The organism is Rhizobium terrae, assembly GCF_003425685.1.
Classification (GTDB): Bacteria; Pseudomonadota; Alphaproteobacteria; order Rhizobiales; family Rhizobiaceae; genus Neorhizobium; species Neorhizobium terrae.
The window spans coordinates 126,912-144,077 of the sequence record NZ_QJKM01000001.1; the positions used below are offsets into that span (position 1 = coordinate 126,912).

Below are 17,166 nucleotides of genomic sequence, written 5' to 3' on the forward strand. Positions count from 1 at the left end.
GACCATGGCTACGACGAGCCCGACGAAAGCCGGTGAGATGAAGACTTCTGTTCAGGACAGTTCGGCCCATTTGTTCGTGCCGTATTCTGCCGGCCCGACCCGGTCCGTGGCCGACGACGCCCGCCAGCCGGGCGCTTATTTTCGCCTCGGCGGATATTCCGGGATCGAATCCAATGCGCTGGCCAATCCGAACAAGAAGGGCTCAGCGGACAACACGGCTTTCTTCTATCCGCGCCAACATATCACCGATGCAGGCGCCAATGTGGTCGAACATGCCGCCGGGGCTCCGGTTGACGCGACCCCGACGTCTTCCGCCAAAACCTACAAGGGCGGAATCATGCTCGCCTGTGACGGCCGGATGCTGATGCGCGCCGGCGAGCGGTTTTACCTGCATGCGGTATCGGCCATGCATGTCGATACCGAAAGCACATTGACCGTTTTTGCCGCCGCCGACATTTCGGTTACCTCCGATGCGACCATCTCCATCCTGACCAACAATGCCCAGCCGATCACCATTAGCGCGGATGGTGGCGCCGGTGACGTTTCTATCGAAGCGATGAAGGAGACCCGCACGGTCGCCGGCAACAGTTACGAATATATCACCGAGGATAAATATACCTACACGCAGGCCGATACCTATGCCTACAAGCTCGGTCGTTCGGAGTCGGTAACCTTGGGCGATTCCTTGAGCTTCTTTATGGGTGCGACCTATAGCTTCAAGGTTTCGATCGAAATCACCATCGCCCTTGCTGCCCTGGTCCTGCTTTATGTTTTGAAATTCGAGGTCGGTGTTCTGAAAATGGACTTCACTCAATTCAAAATGGAGCTGAAGGAAGGAAACCTTCAATGGTCCAATTGGAACAGCAAGGCGACGAACATATGGCAGAGCGCGGCGGCCATTAAAGCCAGCCAGGCCGCCGTCAAGAAAACCGACGCGGCCGTCGATTCTCAGGCCAAGGGGGTCGAATCGGCCAACAACGGCGTAGGCGTCGGTACAGGGGCAACTCAGGTTTGGGTCAAGGGCGTGATCAACGCTGTGTAAGGCAGCCGCGATCGTCAGATGCTCAGGTGCGGGAGACGAATATGGAAGAGTTGATTGACAGACAAGCCAACCCTGCTGCCCAGGCTGTGCGCTCCGCTGATGGAACGGCGGACGCCCTGGCGCTGCAGCGTGCGCATGTGCGGACCTTTCTGACGGCAACGGAAGCCGGTGTCGAGACGGAAGCCGGCGAGAGCCTGATCGCCCGTCAGGCAGCGAGCTGTCTGCTGGCGCCGGTGATCGGCGATCTGGTGCTCGTCCACTCCGATGGTACCGAAGCCTTCATTCTTGCGGTTCTTGTTCGTCGTGCCGAACACGCCGCTGAAATCTCCGTGCCGGATGCCGATCATATCACCATCAAGGCAGCCGCCAAGATCGATATCACAGCGCCTCTGGTGTCGCTCCAGGCGGATCGACTGGAATTGGTCGCGCGCCGCCTGGTGCAGATGGGCGAAAGCCTGACGACCAATTTCCGCCACATCGTCGAGACCGTTGTCGACAAGATGGTCGGGGCACGTACCATTACCACGCGGGCCGAGAGCCGCATGGCCGTCGTCAAGGATGTCGAGATGCTCGAGGCTGGCAGTTTGGTACAGAATGTCGAAAGCGTTTCGAGCCAGAAAAGCGAAATCGCCCTTATTACCGCGCGACGCGACATGCGCCTCGACGGCGAACGCGTCAGCGTCGGTTGAAGACAGGACGAATGCGATGATCCTCCTCGAACATCGATTGGCTGCCGCAATCAGACATCGCAGCGAAGGGCGTGGCGAGAACGCGCTGGCCATCTATCAGGAAATCCTCGATATAAGCCCGGCCAACAAAGAAGCCTTGAAGGGCCTTGGCGAGGTCCTGCTCGAACTCGGACGGATCGAGGATGCGGCAAGGATTGCCGCGCAGGCGGTTGCTCTTGCGCCTTCCGACCTCGGGGCGCTCACGCTGTTGGCCGCCGCCGCGCGCGCTTCGGGCAACGAGGCCGGCGAGGCTCTGGCGCTCGATCGGGCCGCAGCCATCGATCCGCTGCATCCCGCAACGGCCTGCATGCGTGCCGAAAAGGTTCAGACAGCGGGCGATATGTCCGGCAGCGAGCGCATACTCGTGGAGGCGTTGCGACGGCATCCCGAAGATGCGGCATTGCTCGGCGCCCTGTCCCGAACATATATGTCCGCGGGACTGATGGACGATGCGCTGGAATTATCGATGAAAGCGGTCAGGATCGATCCCCAATCCAGCGCGCATCTGATTTTGCTGGGTTCCCAGCTTTCGGCAGTTGGAGACCATGCGGCAGCGCTCGAACAATTCGAGCGGGCCAGTCTCATCGATCCGGCCAATCTCCTGCCGATGATCTTCATGGCCGAGGCGCATGCGGCACTTGGGCAACCGACCGAGGGAATGAGGATCGCCAAGCGGGCGATTGGTTTGCATCCCGAGCAGCTGGCCGCCTGGCGCGTTCATGCCCGGATCCGGATTCAGCAGGGAGATGTCGCCGAGGCGCTTGCTGAACTGGCCGAGACCGCCCGTCGTCACAAGGACAAGATCGATGCGTTGATTGCCGTCGGCGATGCCTATCGTCAGGCAGGCCAGCATGGACAAGCGCTTCGTCTGCTCGAGCCGCTGAAGGTTCAGCATTCGGCGTTGGACCTGCGGCAGAGGCAGGCCATTCTGGCGATCATGCGCGAAAGCCGTCTATCGCTCGGCATGATCGAAGAGACGTCGTTGCTGATGCAGGAGATCGGTATCGGTCGTCGGCACTCCACCGCTGCTTCTGACGGGCCGCCGGAGCAAACGCCACTCGGTGCAGAGCCAAGCACGGATCAGGCCCGGCTTGCGGCGCTGCCGATACTGATCGGCGAGCATATGTCCATGCTGGAGGCGTTGCCGCTTTTGCGGTTTCGCGTGGCGTGCGATTCTTCCGAGCCACTGTTGCTTCGGGGGCCTGCCGCGTTCGCGGAACTCGCCGCCCTGTTGCCGGGTACGGACTTTCGGTCTGTCGAAGGCGACCGTCCGATCCCCGGGATCGACGGATTTCCCTTGCCGGCCATCCTCGCGCTGCCGGCGAAAGTTCGCGGCCCTGTCGAAACCGGCCCCTACGTCGTCGCTCCCGAGGACCGACGGGCGGTCTGGCGGGAGAGCCTCGCGCAGCTGCCCCGGCCCTGGGTTGCGCTGTCCTGGAATGCTGCGCGTCCGGGGCTGATGCTCGATGATCTCCTGCCGCTGTTTTCCGAATTTACAGGCAGTCTGATCAGCGTGATCTGGGACGATAGCCGTCACCAGCTGGCGCACGCACCGCATATCGTCGACGCCGGCGTTCATTTCGAGAGCCTTGGCGATTTGGCGGCAGTTCTGGCCGAGGTGGATGCCCTTGTCGGCCCGGACGGCCTGGCACTGCATCTCGCCGGCGCGATGCAAAGGCGCGGTGCGGTTCTGGTGCAGCCCAATGCTCCCTGGTATTGGTGCGAACGCGGGGGGCGCGCCCTCTGGTATCCTTCGATCAGCATCCTGAAAAGCAGCGCCATCGGCCATTGGGCACAACGGTGCGGCGACCTCAAAAGCGGGCTGAACGAGTTCCTGACAGATCTGCCCGCTGCCCGTTTTGATCGGACGGCGCATGTCATGCAGGCCGATAGCGTCCTGCCGGCTCCCATGGAAGGAGTGCTCTGATATGGCGTCGTGGCGCCCCTTCACCCGCGAGCCGGATGCGTTGCGCGCAGCCATCCTGGACTTTCTGCGCAATCGGGCGGCGCAGGTTTACCTCGATGGTACGGCGTCGGCCCGCCCGCTTGGACGCGCCACCGTCGTCGCGAGCGATGGCAGCAACCTTACGATCGACCTGGTCGTGACGCCCGAGCGGGCGGCCGCCTTTTCCGAACGGGCCGCGATCTACTTCGGCATCAGTGGCCATGCTGCAAATCGCCAGGCCGGTTATGAAATCGGCGGACAGATCGTTCTCGACCGCAAGACGCTTGCGTTCCTCTTGCTCGACGTCACTGTCTCTGCCGTTGTTGCGGCACCTGAAGTTTATAACGGGTAATAAATGGTAAATTTGGCCTTATCCACCGGCTTCAGGGCGCTTTCTTGTTCGGCGATGTGACGAATGGCTTACATAGTCATGGAAACGTCAATCGGCGGTGATAACGCTTACGCGTTGGGGTGGTTCTGAAGGGATGGCTGAAAATGCGCATAGGATTGCGCGTCTACATCTACAGCATGTTCGTCATCATCGCGGCTCTCTCCCTTCTCGGGCTTATGAGCATCGTCAAATACGAAAACATTCTGACGGAAACGCTGGCGAAGCGATTGACGACCGTCACGGAGGATGCGCGGGCCTCGGCCGAAAAGGCGAATGCGCTCGGCGTATCGCTCAGGGCCTTGACGCAGCAGCCGGGCGGGCCGATAGAAGTGGCGGCCGGCCTTTTGCCGAACGGCATGCGTGTTGTCGTCGTCGATCCGCGCGGCGATCTCATCCGCCGGCCGGGGGAAGCGGCCGGCCTGCCGATTTCGGTCGATGCGCTGGTCGACCGGATCGAAGCCAAACAGTCCGACTGGCATCTGCGCGAAAACGGCTATCTCGTCGCGGGCAGCACGGTGATCAACTCCTTTGGCGAGGCGGAGGGGGCGATCATCGCCATCCAGCCCGATGCGATCATCGAGAGCCGCAACGCCGCCATGCTGCGGGATCTCGTCAGCTTCTCCTCCCTCACGCTGCTACCGACGGCGATCATCGCCGCCATCGTCGTGTTCTTCAGCCTCCGGCCGCTCGGCCGCTCGATCAGGGCCATGCGCTCGGTGGTCGAGGAGCAGAAGCCAGCCGACATCAGCGAGGTGCGCGGACCGCTTGCCCCGACGCTGCACTGGTTCGGGCGGATTTTTGGCGATCTCGAGCAGCAGCGCGGCCAGGCCCTGAGCGCGTTGAATGAAATCGAAGCAATAGCAACCGCCGAGGGGCGCCGCCATGGCAAGTGACAGCGAAAGCATGGCCGGCAGCGAACGGCTGGTCGATTCCTCCGCGCAGAGAATTACGCGTCATATCGGCATCTCGGTCGGCGTTCTGGTGGTCATCGCCAGCTGCGTCGTCTTCATGCTGACGATCCAGTCCTTCCAGCGCGACCTCGAGCCCGACATCCGGGCGGCCGGCACGCAGATCGCCCGGTCGCTCAGCAATTCGGTCGAGTTCGCCGCCGAACTCGGCATTCCGGCCAAGGAACTGCGCGGTGTCGACCAGCTGTTCCAGATGACCGTGACACAGAATGCGCAGATCCAGTCCCTTCAGCTTCTAGCGCCCGATGGCACCATGCTGGCACGTTATGGTGACGAACTGGCTCCAGCCGCGGTCGTCCAGGAGGCGGAGAAAGGGGGTGATGGCCTGAGCGACATCCTGTTCTCCTCGGCTCAAAATCTCCTCGAAATCTTCTCGGCCGAGGCGCCTGTCCTGGACCAGCCGATCATGAGGAACGGCGTGCTTTATGCGACGCTGAGGGTCGAGGTCGCCAAGGATTTCATCAACGGCCAGTTCCGCGACATCCTGTTCGACATGGTGGTGATCCTCATCGTCTCGTTGCTCGTTGCATTCGAACTGATGACCGCTTTCATCCTCTTCCATGTCGTCAGCCCGATCAGGCGGCTGATGTTCCTCGTGGTCAACGGCGCGCGCGGTCGCTTCGACACCTATATCGTGCCGAAAAACAACGACGAAATCGGCCAGATCACCCGGCGCGTCTCAGATGTCGTGATTGCCTTGCATCGCCGCTTCAGCAGTCTCGTGGCCTCGATATCAAGCGCTACGCCCACGTTGCGGAGCCAGATCGACGACACGTCTTCGCGTTTCAGCTTGAGTCCGGAAGGGCCCAAGCGCCTGTTCATCGGCAGTTTCGTCGATGTGCGCGTGCCACTTTTCCTTTTCAGTTTCGCTGACGAGTTGCAGAAATCCTGGCTCCCGCTTTATGCCAAAAGCCTCGCCGGACCGAATTCCGTGCTGTCCGAGGAGGTTGTCGTCGGCCTGCCGATCTCCGTCTATATGGGAACGATCGCCGTCGTGACGCCTTTCGCTTCCCGCTGGGCCGATCAATATGGCGCCCGGCTGATGTTCCTGATCGGGCTTTTTCCGGCCGTCCTCGGCTATATCCTCTGCGCCATGGCGCCGGATACGCTGTTCCTGGTCGCCGGCCGCGGCGTCACCGCCTTCGGCTACGCCATCATCACCATCGCCTGCCAGGGTTATATCGCGGCGATTGCCACGGCCGAGAATCGTGGCCGTGCCATGGCGATGTTCGTCGGCGTGCTGATGAGCGCCACCATGTGCGGCACGGCGATCGGCGGTGTTCTCGCCGACCGCGTCGGATACCGGGCAGTTTTCTGGATTTCCCTCGGTCTCGCGCTTGCTGCCGGTTTCCTGGCCCGTTCGATGCTGATCTCGGAACTCGCAACCGACAAGAACGCCAAGCAGATGAGCCTGCTGCGCGGCATTCAGGCGCTCACGCAGAATACCCGTTATGTTGCGATGGTCCTGCTCGCCGCCATTCCGTCGAAAGTCCTTCTGACTGGCTTCCTTTTCTACATGGTGCCGCTCTATCTCGCGAACCTCGGCTCGAACGAAGCGGAAATCGGCCGCGTCATGTTGCTTTATTCGTTGACGATCATCCTGTTCGGCTCGGCGAGCGGCCGCATCGTCGATTGGCTTGGCCGCACCGGGTTCATGCTGGCGCTCGGCGGCATCATGTCGGCAATCGGCCTGGTGCTCTTCCACGGATGGGAAAACATTTGGTCCGTCGTGCTGATGGTGCTGATCATGGGCCTTGGCCATTCGGTAACCAAGAGCCCGCAGATCGCCTACGCGCTGGAAATTTCGGAGGAGGAGGCCATCCGGGTCGGCCGCACGACAGTGCTCGGCGTGCTGCGCACCACGGAGCGTATCGGCAGCGTACTCGGCCCGATGCTCGCCGCTTTCCTGGTCGCCCAGTTCGGCTTCAAGCAGGCCATCCTGTTCTTCGGCATCGGCATCGTAGCCGCATCGGCATTCTTCTACTTGATCATCGCCCGTGAAGGTGCGAGCGGGGCGAAACCTGCCCTGTCGAGCTGACTGAGAAGGATTGGGGAATTACCATGACTCTGCTTGGACGGCTTATCGGCCTCGCTGCGATACTGGCTCTGTCGCTCTCCGGCGCGAACTCAGCCCTGGCGCAAAACGCACCGAAGGACAAGCGTTTTACCATCTACATGGCGGCCTGGCGCGGCTGCGAGGAGGCCTGTCAGGGCTTCATCGATTATGTCAAGGAAAGCGGCATGCCGGCGGATGTCGTCGTCCGCGACGCCAAGACTGATAAGAACACGCTGAATGAATTCATCAAGGAGGTGAAGGCGACCCGTCCCGATCTGGTCGTGACCTGGGGAACGAACGTCACGGCCCAGATGGTCGGTCCTTACGATGCGCCCGATCCGTCCAAGTTCATCGGCAATATTCCAAGCATCTTCATGATCGTCGCCGATCCGGTCGAAGCCAAGATCACCAAATCCCAGGAAATTTCCAACCGGCCGTTCGTGACCGGAACACGCAACCGCGTCTCCGAAATCATTCAGCTCAAGGCGATGCTCGAATACCGCTCGTTCAAGCGCTTTGGCATCATCTACAACGAAAATGAACTGAATTCGAAGGTCAATGCAGATATCGTCAAGCGGGCGGCCGATGAGCTCGGCCTGGATCTCGTCATGCTGCCGATGCCGCTCTACAACGGCACGCCGCGCCGTGACGACATTCCGAGTCTGATCCAGGAAGCGGCGGATCGCGGCGTCGAATTTCTCTATATCGGCAGCTCGTCGTTCATCAGTGTCAATGCGGATATCTACACCGAAACGGCCGTGCGGCTCGGCATTCCGGTCGCATCCAGTTACGAAACATCTGTGACGGAAAGCTCGGCTCTTCTCGCCATCGCTTCAAAATACGGCATGGTCGGCCGGCTTGCCGGTTATCAGGCCAAGCGGATATTGATGGATCATGTGAAACCGGAGGAGCTGCCGATTGCGGCACTCGACCGGCATTCCTACATCATCAACATGCGGACGGCCGCTGCGCTGAAGCTCTACCCGCCGATGACGCTGCTGAGCTATGCGGAAATCGTCAATCAGCCGGATAAAAAATGATCCATGGGCAGTGAAGCAAGACGGTTGGACCTTGCCTTGTCGCGTCTTGCGTTCTGGTTGGCGGCGAGCGCCCTGGCGGCGATGACGCTGCTGGTGCTCAACGACATCGGCGCGCGCGCCATCGAAACACGCGTCGGGCTGAGCCTCGACGCGATCGCCGATTCCGACCGCGCCAGGGCCGAGGCCTCGTTGGACTTCGGTCTGCCAGTCAACGGACTGGGCAGTGCCGAGGAACTGCTCCAGCCGCCGTCGACACTGGCCGAAGGTCCGGACGCCTTGTCGCTCCGGCTCGAAAAACTGCAGACGGTTGATCGTGCCGTCGAAAACTCCCGGCATCGTATTGCCGGAACCATGGTAGCCGAACGCGCCGTCTCCGACAGCCATGGCGAAAGCATCGCCCGTCTTTACGTCACGCGCTCGATGGCGGGCATCGACGCCGCACTGGCCGAACGGGACCGGGCGATCACCATCGGTCTTTCGCTCATCGCCGCTCTCCTTGCGCTCCTGCTGGTGTTCTCGCCTCCATGGGATGCCATTCGCGTTCCGGCGGTTCTTTTTGTCGGCGGTGTTTTGTTCATGCTGGCGAGTCTGGGCTGGCAAGCGACCGACATATCAAGACAGGCGGCGGCACTCGCGGTTGCCGATACCGCAGGCCATCTCAACCGTGCGCTCTCGCTCGGCATTCCCTTCGATAATTTGGTCGGCATGCTGGATTATCTCAAGCAGCAGGTCGCGTCCAAACCTGCCATAGGGGCGATCGAGGTAAGCGGCGCAAGCGGCGTTACCTATGCGGCAGGCTCGGATCCGCTCGGGCAGATCCTGGCCAAGTGGACATCTTGGCTTGGTTTATCCGGTTTCGTCAGTTTGGGCGTGGAGCAGGTGCTGGAAGAGGGCGTGCGGCTCAAGGCCTCCGTCAACATTCTGCCCGTTCTGGCCGAGGTCGGAGCCTTTGCTCTCGTGGCCTTCGTTTTTTTCGTCAGCGGCGGTGCGATGCTGCGGGCCATCTGGCAAGGCGAGGGGCGATCGCTATACGAGGCGGTGCGATCCACCTTGCCGCTCGGTCTTTTCTTCCTGCTGCTCTTCTTCTGCTGGGGTGGACCTTCGGCATTGTCGGCTGCGCCACCCGTCGCGCAGTTTGCAAGCATCGCCGTGGCTTTCGTGCTCGGGCTTGCCTTGCAGCGGCGCGTGCGGCTTTTTCCGCTCGTCGTCATCGTCCCTGCAGGCGGTCTCGGTTTGTGGCTCGACGGCCTGCCGCTCATGGCGGCCTCGGCTCTCACCTGCGGTCTAGGCTTTCATTGGAATGAGGACGGTGCGAAGCCTGTTCATCTTGGCGCCGCTCTCTTGCCGTCGGTATGCTTCGCCGGCATCACCGCCGTCGGTTTTGCGGTCGAAACGCTCATGGCCAAAGGGGCGATTGCCCTGCTTATGGTGCTCGTTTTTGTGTTGGCGGAAATCCGTCCAAAGGTCGAAGCATCGCGATCGCCGCCAATGATAGCCGGGTTCACTTTGCGCATCCTGTTGGACAATTGGATCTGGCTCTGCCTCTTCGCGATGCAGACGGCGGGTTTCCTGTTGCTGGCCCTTGCCGCCCGCCAGATGCCCGCCTTGCTTTTCGGCAATTCCGGCCCCGCGCTCTACCTTCTCGTGACGGCCGTGCTTTATGCCGCGGGTGGACTGCTGGCCGGTCTGGTCGGCACTTGGCGGCGAGCTCGCTGGGTACTTTTTGAGCTCGCGGTGTTTGCCGTCGCACTCATCGTCGCACAAGCTTACGCCGCGGGTGGCCCTGTCCTTGTCAATACCGCAATCGCCGCGGTTCTGATGGGCGCGGTCGGGCGCTGGATGTCGCAGCTACCCTTCACGCTGGGCGCCGGCCATTTCCGCGGCGCGCGCGTTCTTGCGTCAGGATTGACGGCCTTTGCCGCCGCGGGCGCAATTGCACAGGAAACTGCCATTCCTGAGCAAGCAGCCCTGCCGGCGATCCTCGTTTATCTGATGATGCTGGCTCCGCTTGCGTTCACGATCATCGCCGGTATGCGGATCAGGCCGCGCCGTATCTTTAGCGGGAGTACCGGCTGATGAACCTGCGCACGCGCATTGCCCTTTTCGTCGGCGTGGCGACATTGCTTCTGAGCCTCATCTTCGTAGTCCAGGTGGTGCTCAGCATCAGGGTGACGGACCAATCCGCGCGACGCGACACCAGACTGCTGATCGAAGCGATGTGGCGAAGCTATGTCACCGACGTGACCGCGGCGCAGGAAGGAATCGCCAATCGCATCCGCCGCGATGTCGAGCTCCTGAATGCGCTGTCGCGCGATGAACCCGATGTCGTGGAAGCCCGGATGGCGGAAGCCGAATCCGGAGCGGAGGGGCAGATCGTTATCGTGTTCGACCAGGCATTGCAGAATTTTCATCACATTCCCTCGCTTCGCCTGCCGTCCGATTTCGCCGCCTCCCTGACGCGCATGGTGCGGGTCACGGATACGGACGGCTTCGCCCGCCTCAATCTTGGCGGCGGATCCCAGATGATCTACCAGACCAAGCTTGTGCCATTGCGTTTCCGCTTCGGCATCGTGGGTTACGCCCTCGTCGCCGCGCCGGTTTCACGCATCGTGGCACGCCTCAATCAGACCGTGGACCTCGACGCCCGGCTGGTGCCGCTTGCCGAAGCCGAGCAGATGAGCGAAGGCTGGCTCGGTTCGCGGATGATCGATATTCCCCTGAAGGACGGGTTCGGCGATGGTCGGACGCTCGGTTATCTCGGCGTCTCCAACGACCGGAGCGAGGATTTTCTGCGGACGCGCTGGCTGCAATGGCTCCTCGGTGGCCTCGTGGTGGTCTTTGTCGGCCATGTCCTCGGCGGATTGATGTGGATGGTGCGCGGCGCTTTCCGGCCGCTCGATGCGGCGATCGAGGTGATCGACAAGCTGACCCGCGGCGAAGAGGCTCCGCCTCTCGACACCGACAAGGGAACGATCGAGATCCAACGCCTTTCCGAAGCGGTGGAGGCGCTGCGTGCGGCCCATCTCGACCAGGAGGCGTTGCGACAGTTGCAGGCTGAACTTTCCGTCGCTTCCGAATTACAGCAGGCGCTGCTGCCGCGCGGGCCGCTGGTGCTCGACGGCGTCTCCTTCTACGGCCAGATGGTGCCCTCCCAGGAAGTGGCGGGTGACTACTTCGACTATTTCACCATCGACGAGAACCGCGCAGGCTTCCTGATTGCCGATGTCTGCGGCAAAGGCACGCCCGCCGCCCTTTTCATGGCGATGTCGCGCACGATCGTGCGGTCGCTCGCCATGACCGGGCAGTCGCCGGGCGAGGTGCTGACCAAGGCCAACCGGGTACTTGCCGAAACCAACGACAAGAACCTTTTCGTGACCGTCTTCTACGGGGTCGTCGATCGCGGCGCCGGCCGCCTGAGTTACTCCAATGCCGGCCACGTACCGCCGATCATGAAGACGATCGACGGGGCGGTCTCGTATCTGCCGGTCACCGGCGATCTTGTGCTCGGCATGATCCCCGAAGTGGTTTACGAAACCGTCGAGATTCCGCTTGCGCCGGGCAGCCTGCTGGTCTGTTACACCGACGGCATTCCGGAGGCCTTCAATGCCGGAGACGAACAGTTCGGCGACGCGCGATTGATGCAGATGGTCGCCGAAAAGACTGAGTTAAGGCCGAACATCCTGATAGACGAATACCGTCGCGCGGTTATCTCTTTTGCAGCCGGTCGGCCGCAATATGACGACATTACGCTCTGCCTCTGCGCTTTCTGATGGCCGATCCCGTTGATAGCCCGTCCAAGGCATAGCCGTCTTCTTCTCAGCGAGCCGGCTTGCATTTTTTTACAGAGGACCAAGCCCTCCAAGACCACCCTTTCCAGGAGAGCCGGGCGGGCTTGCATCGGGCGGCGCCGGTCCGCGCGGCGCTTCCCGATCCTGCAAGCCAGGCAGTCTTCCACCGTGATCCTGTACCGGACTTGAAAGATTTCCTCTCGGATCCACCGAAAGATCGAAGAACGAGGGGCTGGAAGCCTGCGCCGGCAAACCGCCCTGAACTTTTACGTTGATCCCGACGCCCAGGCGCACCTGTTCGCCGCGCCGGTCCGCATAGGTCTCCACATTGACCGTTCCGGACCTGAGGCCCGGAACCAGTTCTTCCTGCCGCAAGCGTTTCATCACGGGTTGCTGGCCGCGCAGGGCAAACTCCACGACGATGCGTTTTCCCGCCATCTGGCGAAGACCGCTCTCCAGCGGAAGGCCGCCTACCGTCAATCGGCCGCCGCCGAATTCCGCAACGCCACGCAAGGCCGGCATAGCGTTTCGCGCAATCTCTTCAACGCGGCTGGCCACGATCGTGCCGTCCGGTTTGCGAATGCCGAAGACTGCCACCATCATTCCTTTCCGAAGACGGGGCATAGCCGCATTTTGCGTCAATTCCACCGACTGGGACAAAACGGTCATGCGTCCCCTGTCGATTGCCTCGATACGGCCTTTTACCTCGCTTGTGACGTGAATGGCGCTGGCATGCGGCTGGATCGAATTGTTCGAGAGTACGATACGAACGACATGGCCGAGCCGCATCGCATCGGTTGTCGATCTTACGCCGTCCATGAAGACCGGCGTGGACCGGTCGTAGGTCACGCGTTTGTCGTTGACGATGATGCTTCCAAACCGTTGGATCGTCCCGACGATCCCCGTGCCGCCAATACCATTGTCGTCACCACCGTCGACCGAGAGGCCCGTACCGCCGATCCCGTGATCGTTTTGCGCGATCGGCCGGTCGTTCCCGAGAACTTCGCGAACTGAACAAAACTGCAGGCCTGCGGCCAAAAACAGGAAACCACGGCGCGACAAGGGGGACACTACACACCCTCCTTCTGCTCTTCGTCTTCGCCAGGAACTGCGGCTTCTTCCGTCCGGTAGATATAGATGCCGACGGTCCATCGCGCCGCGCCGCCCGTATCCAATTGGACCGATTGATTGGCGGTACGGTTGAGGTTGAGGAGGAGCTCCATTGCATCGTCCCGGCTCAGAGACTCGAGTTTGGCGGCCAGTTCCGGCGAGAGATTGTTGTAGTGAACCGCTCGTTCGAAAAAAGGAGGCGGGTCCGTCAGCAGATTGTCGATTGCTGCTGCCGCATGGTCGTGCAGATTGCGGGTGAAGTAGTGGTGTCTTGCATCGTCGCTGTTCTGCGGCACGATCGCCGAGGCGGTCAGGTGCACCATGTCATCGTCATCGATCACGGCAACGCCACGGTCGAGCCACTCGTCAAGCACCGCGCGAGCCCGCAGATCACGGGTCACATCGGTGACCAGCGTTTCAAAAGACCGAGCACCTTCGGGCGCACTGCGCGGCAGCGACGCCGGCCGACCATTTTCGTCGCAATAACGCGGGTCCGCCAGCCAGCGGGCGATGATGCTGCTCGTCCGTGAAACCGGAGCCGGAAGCGACGGCATTGGCAATTCGCCGACCCGAAGCAGCCTGACATCCTTCCGGTGGATTCCCGTCAGCAACGAGATGCGGCTGTCGGTCTGCTGCTTGTCAGGAAGTGCGAAATCCTTCTCCGCCACGTCTATGAACAGCCTGCGCAGCAGGGCGGTGAAGGCCGGAAAGGTGAAGCCGCTCGCCAGGCATAGCCGCACCAGCGGGCGCAGAATGCGAACCAGCGCCTTCTGAAGGCCATCTTCTGAGAACGGAGCTTTGGGACGCGGTGGAGGCATTTTGGGTTTCCGAATAAGGCTTCTCTACGCTTCCTTTCGTCGGCAGACAAGCTGCGTGGGAAATTTGCACACTTTTTAAGGTGAATGTGAGAAAAGGGGAAGACTGCGGCCTTTCGATGAGATATGTGGGAAAAAATCCCACTTATTATCGGAGGGCCTATTAGTTGCTGAGACACCATTTCCAGAAGCATGGCCTTGAGGGTTCGCCATCCAGAGGCCCGATTTCGGGATTCTCCTATCCGAGCCGCGACGGCGGCTGCGAAGGGGCGCGGCACAGGCCTCATGGATGGTTCACGCGGCTCAGGACCTATTGTGAAAGTTTGAAAGTCACCCGGCGCCGCCGGCGGGAAATATTGCCGGTCACTCTCGTTCCAGCGTCAGGGTATCGTGTCCGTCCCTTGCAGCCGCAGGACGTGCCCTTGGTTGTTCTCACTCATAATGACGCGCGGTTCATACCGTCATTGCTTCGGCACTATCGCCGCCTGGGGGTTACCCGCTTCATCTGCGTTGACGATCAATCCGAAGACGCGACCAGAGACCTCTTGTTCAAGGAGCGTGACGTCGACGTTTGGCTTTCGCCCGTCCGCTTCCGACATGCGGCGCGTGGCAAATTGTGGCGGGAGGCACTGTTTGCTCTCTACGGATCGGACAGATGGTATCTCAACATCGATTCGGATGAATACCTGATCTATGACGATTGCTTCAATCGGCCCATCACCGACCTCATTGGAGAATTGGAACGGCGGGGAGAAAACCGCCTGGCCGCGCCGATGATCGACCTTTACCCGCCAGGCCCGATCGACGAATTTGCATTCGACGGAACGGACGGCGGCATGCCGTGGGAAATCGCCAACTGCTTCGACCGCACCGGTTATCATATTACCCCGACATTGCGTCACTTGAGCATGACCGGAGGTCCGAGGCGGCGTGTTTTCGGCGAGGCGATCGAACTCATGAAGTATCCGCTTTTGAAATGGGACCAGAGTTGCTCCCTCGGAGTGAGTATCCACCAGCCGACGCCTTATCAGCGCAATTTCCCGCCGATTTCCGGGGTCTTGCTGCATTTCAAGCTTTTTTCCGATCTGCGCAGCCGCTCGCTGGCGGCCGTGAAGGACAAACAATATTTCGATGGCGCGGCGGCCTATGAGCGGATGCTGGCGATGCTCGAAAAAGGCGCTGGACCGGATTTCAACGAGCCTGTCACATCCGCGTCGTTCGAAGGGCCGGAGCAAATGATAGAATACGGTTTTATGAGGCGGATGTTCGGAGCAGCCGACCGTCTTCAATGCGCGGAGGAACGCCGGCCGACAAAATCCGCGACCGCTACCGGCTCCGACGGAATCTCAGGGCCGGCATGTTGAGACAACTTTGGCAGCCGCTTAGCCTGCGTTCACCTCGTCACATCGATTACCACACGTCCGCGGATCCTGCCGCCGACAATATCCTCGGCGAGTTGCGGCAGGTTCGACATCGGTTCCATCGTGGTAATTTCCGCCAGCTTGGCCGGATCGAGATCGCGGGCGAGCCGTGCCCAGGCGGAAAGCCGCTGCTCGCGGGTGGCGATGACGGAATCGACACCGATCAGGGTGACGGCGCGCAGAATATGCGGCAGCACGGTGCCAGGCAGGTCGGCGCCGCCGGCCAGGCCGCAAGCTGCGACCGCACAGCCGCGCACGGTCTGGGAAAGCACGTTGACGAGCGTGGTGGAACCGACGCTGTCGATGCCGCCTGTCCACCGTTCCTTCTGCAGCGGGCCGCCCTTTTCCGAAAGCGCGGCGCGGTCGACGAAGTTCGTGGCGCCGAGCGAGGCCAGATATCCATGGGTTTCCGGCCGGCCGGTGGAGGCGGTGACATTATAGCCGCGGGCGGCGAGAAGGGCGATCGCCACGGAGCCGACGCCGCCGGCCGCACCCGTTACCAGAACCTCACCTTCGCCGGGCTTGATCGAGCCCCATTTTTCGAGCGCATCGACACAGAGCGCGGATGTGTAGCCGGCGGTGCCGATCGCCATCGCCTGTTCCATGGAGAAAGCGTCCGGAAGCGGGATCAGCCATTCCGGTCTCACCCGCTGGTAGCGGCCATAGGCTCCCCATTCGGTCTCGGAAAGTCCCCAGCCGTTCAATACCACCTTGTCGCCTGGCTTCCACTCGGGAGAGCGGGATTGGAGGACCGTGCCGGCAAGATCGATGCCGCCTATCATCGGCATGCGTCGGGCGATGCGGCCTTTGCCGGTGATCGCCAGTCCGTCCTTGTAGTTCAGAGTCGAATAGGCGATCTCGACCAGCACGTCGTGGTTGGGAAGGTCGGCCACGGAGATATCTCTGAAAATGCCCTGCGGCTTGCCGTCGACGGCGTCGATCACCATGGCCCTGAACGTCTCGGTCATGTCTCTCTCCCGATATTATGGTGGATTGGGTTCAGGCGGAGGCCTGTACGGCATCGCGCTCGGCACGCGCGCCGAGCGCGGCGGAATAGCTTTCGCGCACATAGGCGAGGAGCCGCGCGAGCGCGCCGGCGGCTCTGGCATCCTGCCGCTCGCGCACCGCATCAAGGATTTCCCGATGCAGCGAGGCAACGTGGTGGCGCTCGCGGACGCGGAAGACGATCATGTTGGTGATCGGAATGAAGGCCTCGATGACGGTATACATCATCAGCTTCAGAGGGCCATTGCCGGTCGAATCCACCAGCGCCCGGTGAAAGCGAACGTCGGAGGCGCAGAAATCCTCGTCGCTGATCGTCTCGTCGAGTTGCAGCGCGATCTCTTCTTCCATGACGGCGAGATCGGCATCGCTGCGATTTTCTGCGGCAAGTCGGCAGCAGACAGTCTCCGTCTCCAGCCGGGCAGTGATGATTTCTTCGATATCGAAGGCGCCGATCCCGACAAGCAGGGTCGCGGCACCGGTGATCGCCTTGGACAGGCCTTCCGGGTCCGGCCGCTTGACGAAATTGCCGCCAGTCGGCCCGCGCTTGGAATGAATAAGGTTCTGGGCAGCGAGGCGCTTCAGGGCCTCGCGCACTGTCGGGCGGGAAATGCCGAAGCTGCGGGCAAGTTCCTCTTCGGTCGGCAGGCGTTCGTCCACCTTCAGCCGGCCGTCCATGATCGCCGAACGGATGTTGTCGGCAACCTGTTTGGCAATCCCGGTGCGGACAACCTCGTCGTATTTGAGGATCATGTCGCGGCCTTCCCATAAGCGCCCCGGCCTCGTTGGGCCGTATCTTCCGTGTCAGTCATGCCATGGCTGAAATCGAAAAGCTATCGCTTTTTAAATATAGGTTTGAC

13 protein-coding genes and 1 pseudogene are annotated in these 17,166 nt (G+C 61.3%); 10 read left to right on the plus strand and 4 right to left on the minus strand.

Annotated features, from left to right (window positions below; translation table 11 throughout):
• The first annotated feature begins 4 nt into the window (after positions 1-4).
• From DMO26_RS00525 to DMO26_RS00565, 9 genes are all read left to right on the plus strand, one after another.
• The gene (locus tag DMO26_RS00525) at positions 5-1,042 is read left to right on the plus strand and encodes a hypothetical protein (protein ID WP_117190064.1); all 1,038 of its coding nucleotides are present in this window, start codon (positions 5-7) and stop codon (positions 1,040-1,042) included.
• 41 nt (positions 1,043-1,083) lie between these two features.
• Positions 1,084-1,731: a DUF3540 domain-containing protein gene (locus tag DMO26_RS00530; protein ID WP_117190065.1), complete on the plus strand. Its 648-nt coding sequence runs from the start codon at positions 1,084-1,086 to the stop codon at positions 1,729-1,731.
• Between the two features lie 16 nt (positions 1,732-1,747).
• Positions 1,748-3,697, plus strand: coding sequence for a tetratricopeptide repeat protein (locus DMO26_RS00535; protein ID WP_162894653.1), 1,950 nt, complete (start codon positions 1,748-1,750; stop codon positions 3,695-3,697).
• A 1-nt stretch (position 3,698) separates the two neighbouring features.
• Positions 3,699-4,067, plus strand: a complete 369-nt coding sequence (locus DMO26_RS00540; RefSeq protein ID WP_117190068.1) for a hypothetical protein — start codon at positions 3,699-3,701, stop codon at positions 4,065-4,067.
• Between the two features lie 143 nt (positions 4,068-4,210).
• Entirely contained in the window at positions 4,211-4,999 is a 789-nt protein-coding gene (locus DMO26_RS00545; RefSeq protein ID WP_162894654.1) for a hypothetical protein, read from the plus strand.
• A complete protein-coding gene (locus DMO26_RS00550; protein WP_117190072.1) occupies positions 4,989-7,112 on the plus strand; it encodes an MFS transporter in 2,124 nt (707 codons plus the stop codon). Before DMO26_RS00545 ends, DMO26_RS00550 begins: the two co-directional genes overlap by 11 nt.
• 23 nt (positions 7,113-7,135) lie before the next feature.
• Positions 7,136-8,170: an ABC transporter substrate-binding protein gene (locus DMO26_RS00555; protein WP_117190073.1), complete on the plus strand. Its 1,035-nt coding sequence runs from the start codon at positions 7,136-7,138 to the stop codon at positions 8,168-8,170.
• Between the two features lie 3 nt (positions 8,171-8,173).
• A complete protein-coding gene (locus DMO26_RS00560; protein WP_162894655.1) occupies positions 8,174-10,246 on the plus strand; it encodes a hypothetical protein in 2,073 nt (690 codons plus the stop codon).
• Entirely contained in the window at positions 10,246-11,940 is a 1,695-nt protein-coding gene (locus tag DMO26_RS00565) for a PP2C family protein-serine/threonine phosphatase (RefSeq protein WP_117190077.1), read from the plus strand. The genes DMO26_RS00560 and DMO26_RS00565 overlap by 1 nt, the downstream gene beginning before the upstream one ends.
• Positions 11,941-12,510: 570 nt before the next feature.
• On the opposite strand, the pseudogene DMO26_RS35015 reads toward DMO26_RS00565, so the two are convergent.
• Positions 12,511-13,110 (minus strand): annotated as a pseudogene (locus tag DMO26_RS35015) (DUF5666 domain-containing protein); the annotation flags it as partial.
• A complete protein-coding gene (locus tag DMO26_RS00575) occupies positions 13,029-13,886 on the minus strand; it encodes a DUF6502 family protein (RefSeq protein ID WP_117190080.1) in 858 nt (285 codons plus the stop codon). The pseudogene DMO26_RS35015 and the gene DMO26_RS00575, both read right to left, overlap by 82 nt.
• A gap of 350 nt (positions 13,887-14,236) precedes the next feature.
• Here DMO26_RS00575 and DMO26_RS00580 point away from each other — a divergent pair, with 350 nt between their 5' ends.
• The gene (locus tag DMO26_RS00580; protein WP_404947004.1) at positions 14,237-15,247 is read left to right on the plus strand and encodes a glycosyltransferase family 2 protein; all 1,011 of its coding nucleotides are present in this window, start codon (positions 14,237-14,239) and stop codon (positions 15,245-15,247) included.
• 29 nt (positions 15,248-15,276) lie between these two features.
• Here the strand turns inward: DMO26_RS00580 and DMO26_RS00585 are convergent, their stop codons facing one another.
• Both DMO26_RS00585 and DMO26_RS00590 read right to left on the minus strand, forming a co-directional pair.
• A complete protein-coding gene (locus DMO26_RS00585; RefSeq protein ID WP_117190082.1) occupies positions 15,277-16,272 on the minus strand; it encodes an MDR family oxidoreductase in 996 nt (331 codons plus the stop codon).
• 31 nt (positions 16,273-16,303) lie between these two features.
• The gene (locus tag DMO26_RS00590) at positions 16,304-17,059 is read right to left on the minus strand and encodes a FadR/GntR family transcriptional regulator (RefSeq protein ID WP_117190083.1); all 756 of its coding nucleotides are present in this window, start codon (positions 17,057-17,059) and stop codon (positions 16,304-16,306) included.
• Positions 17,060-17,166: the final 107 nt, after the last annotated feature.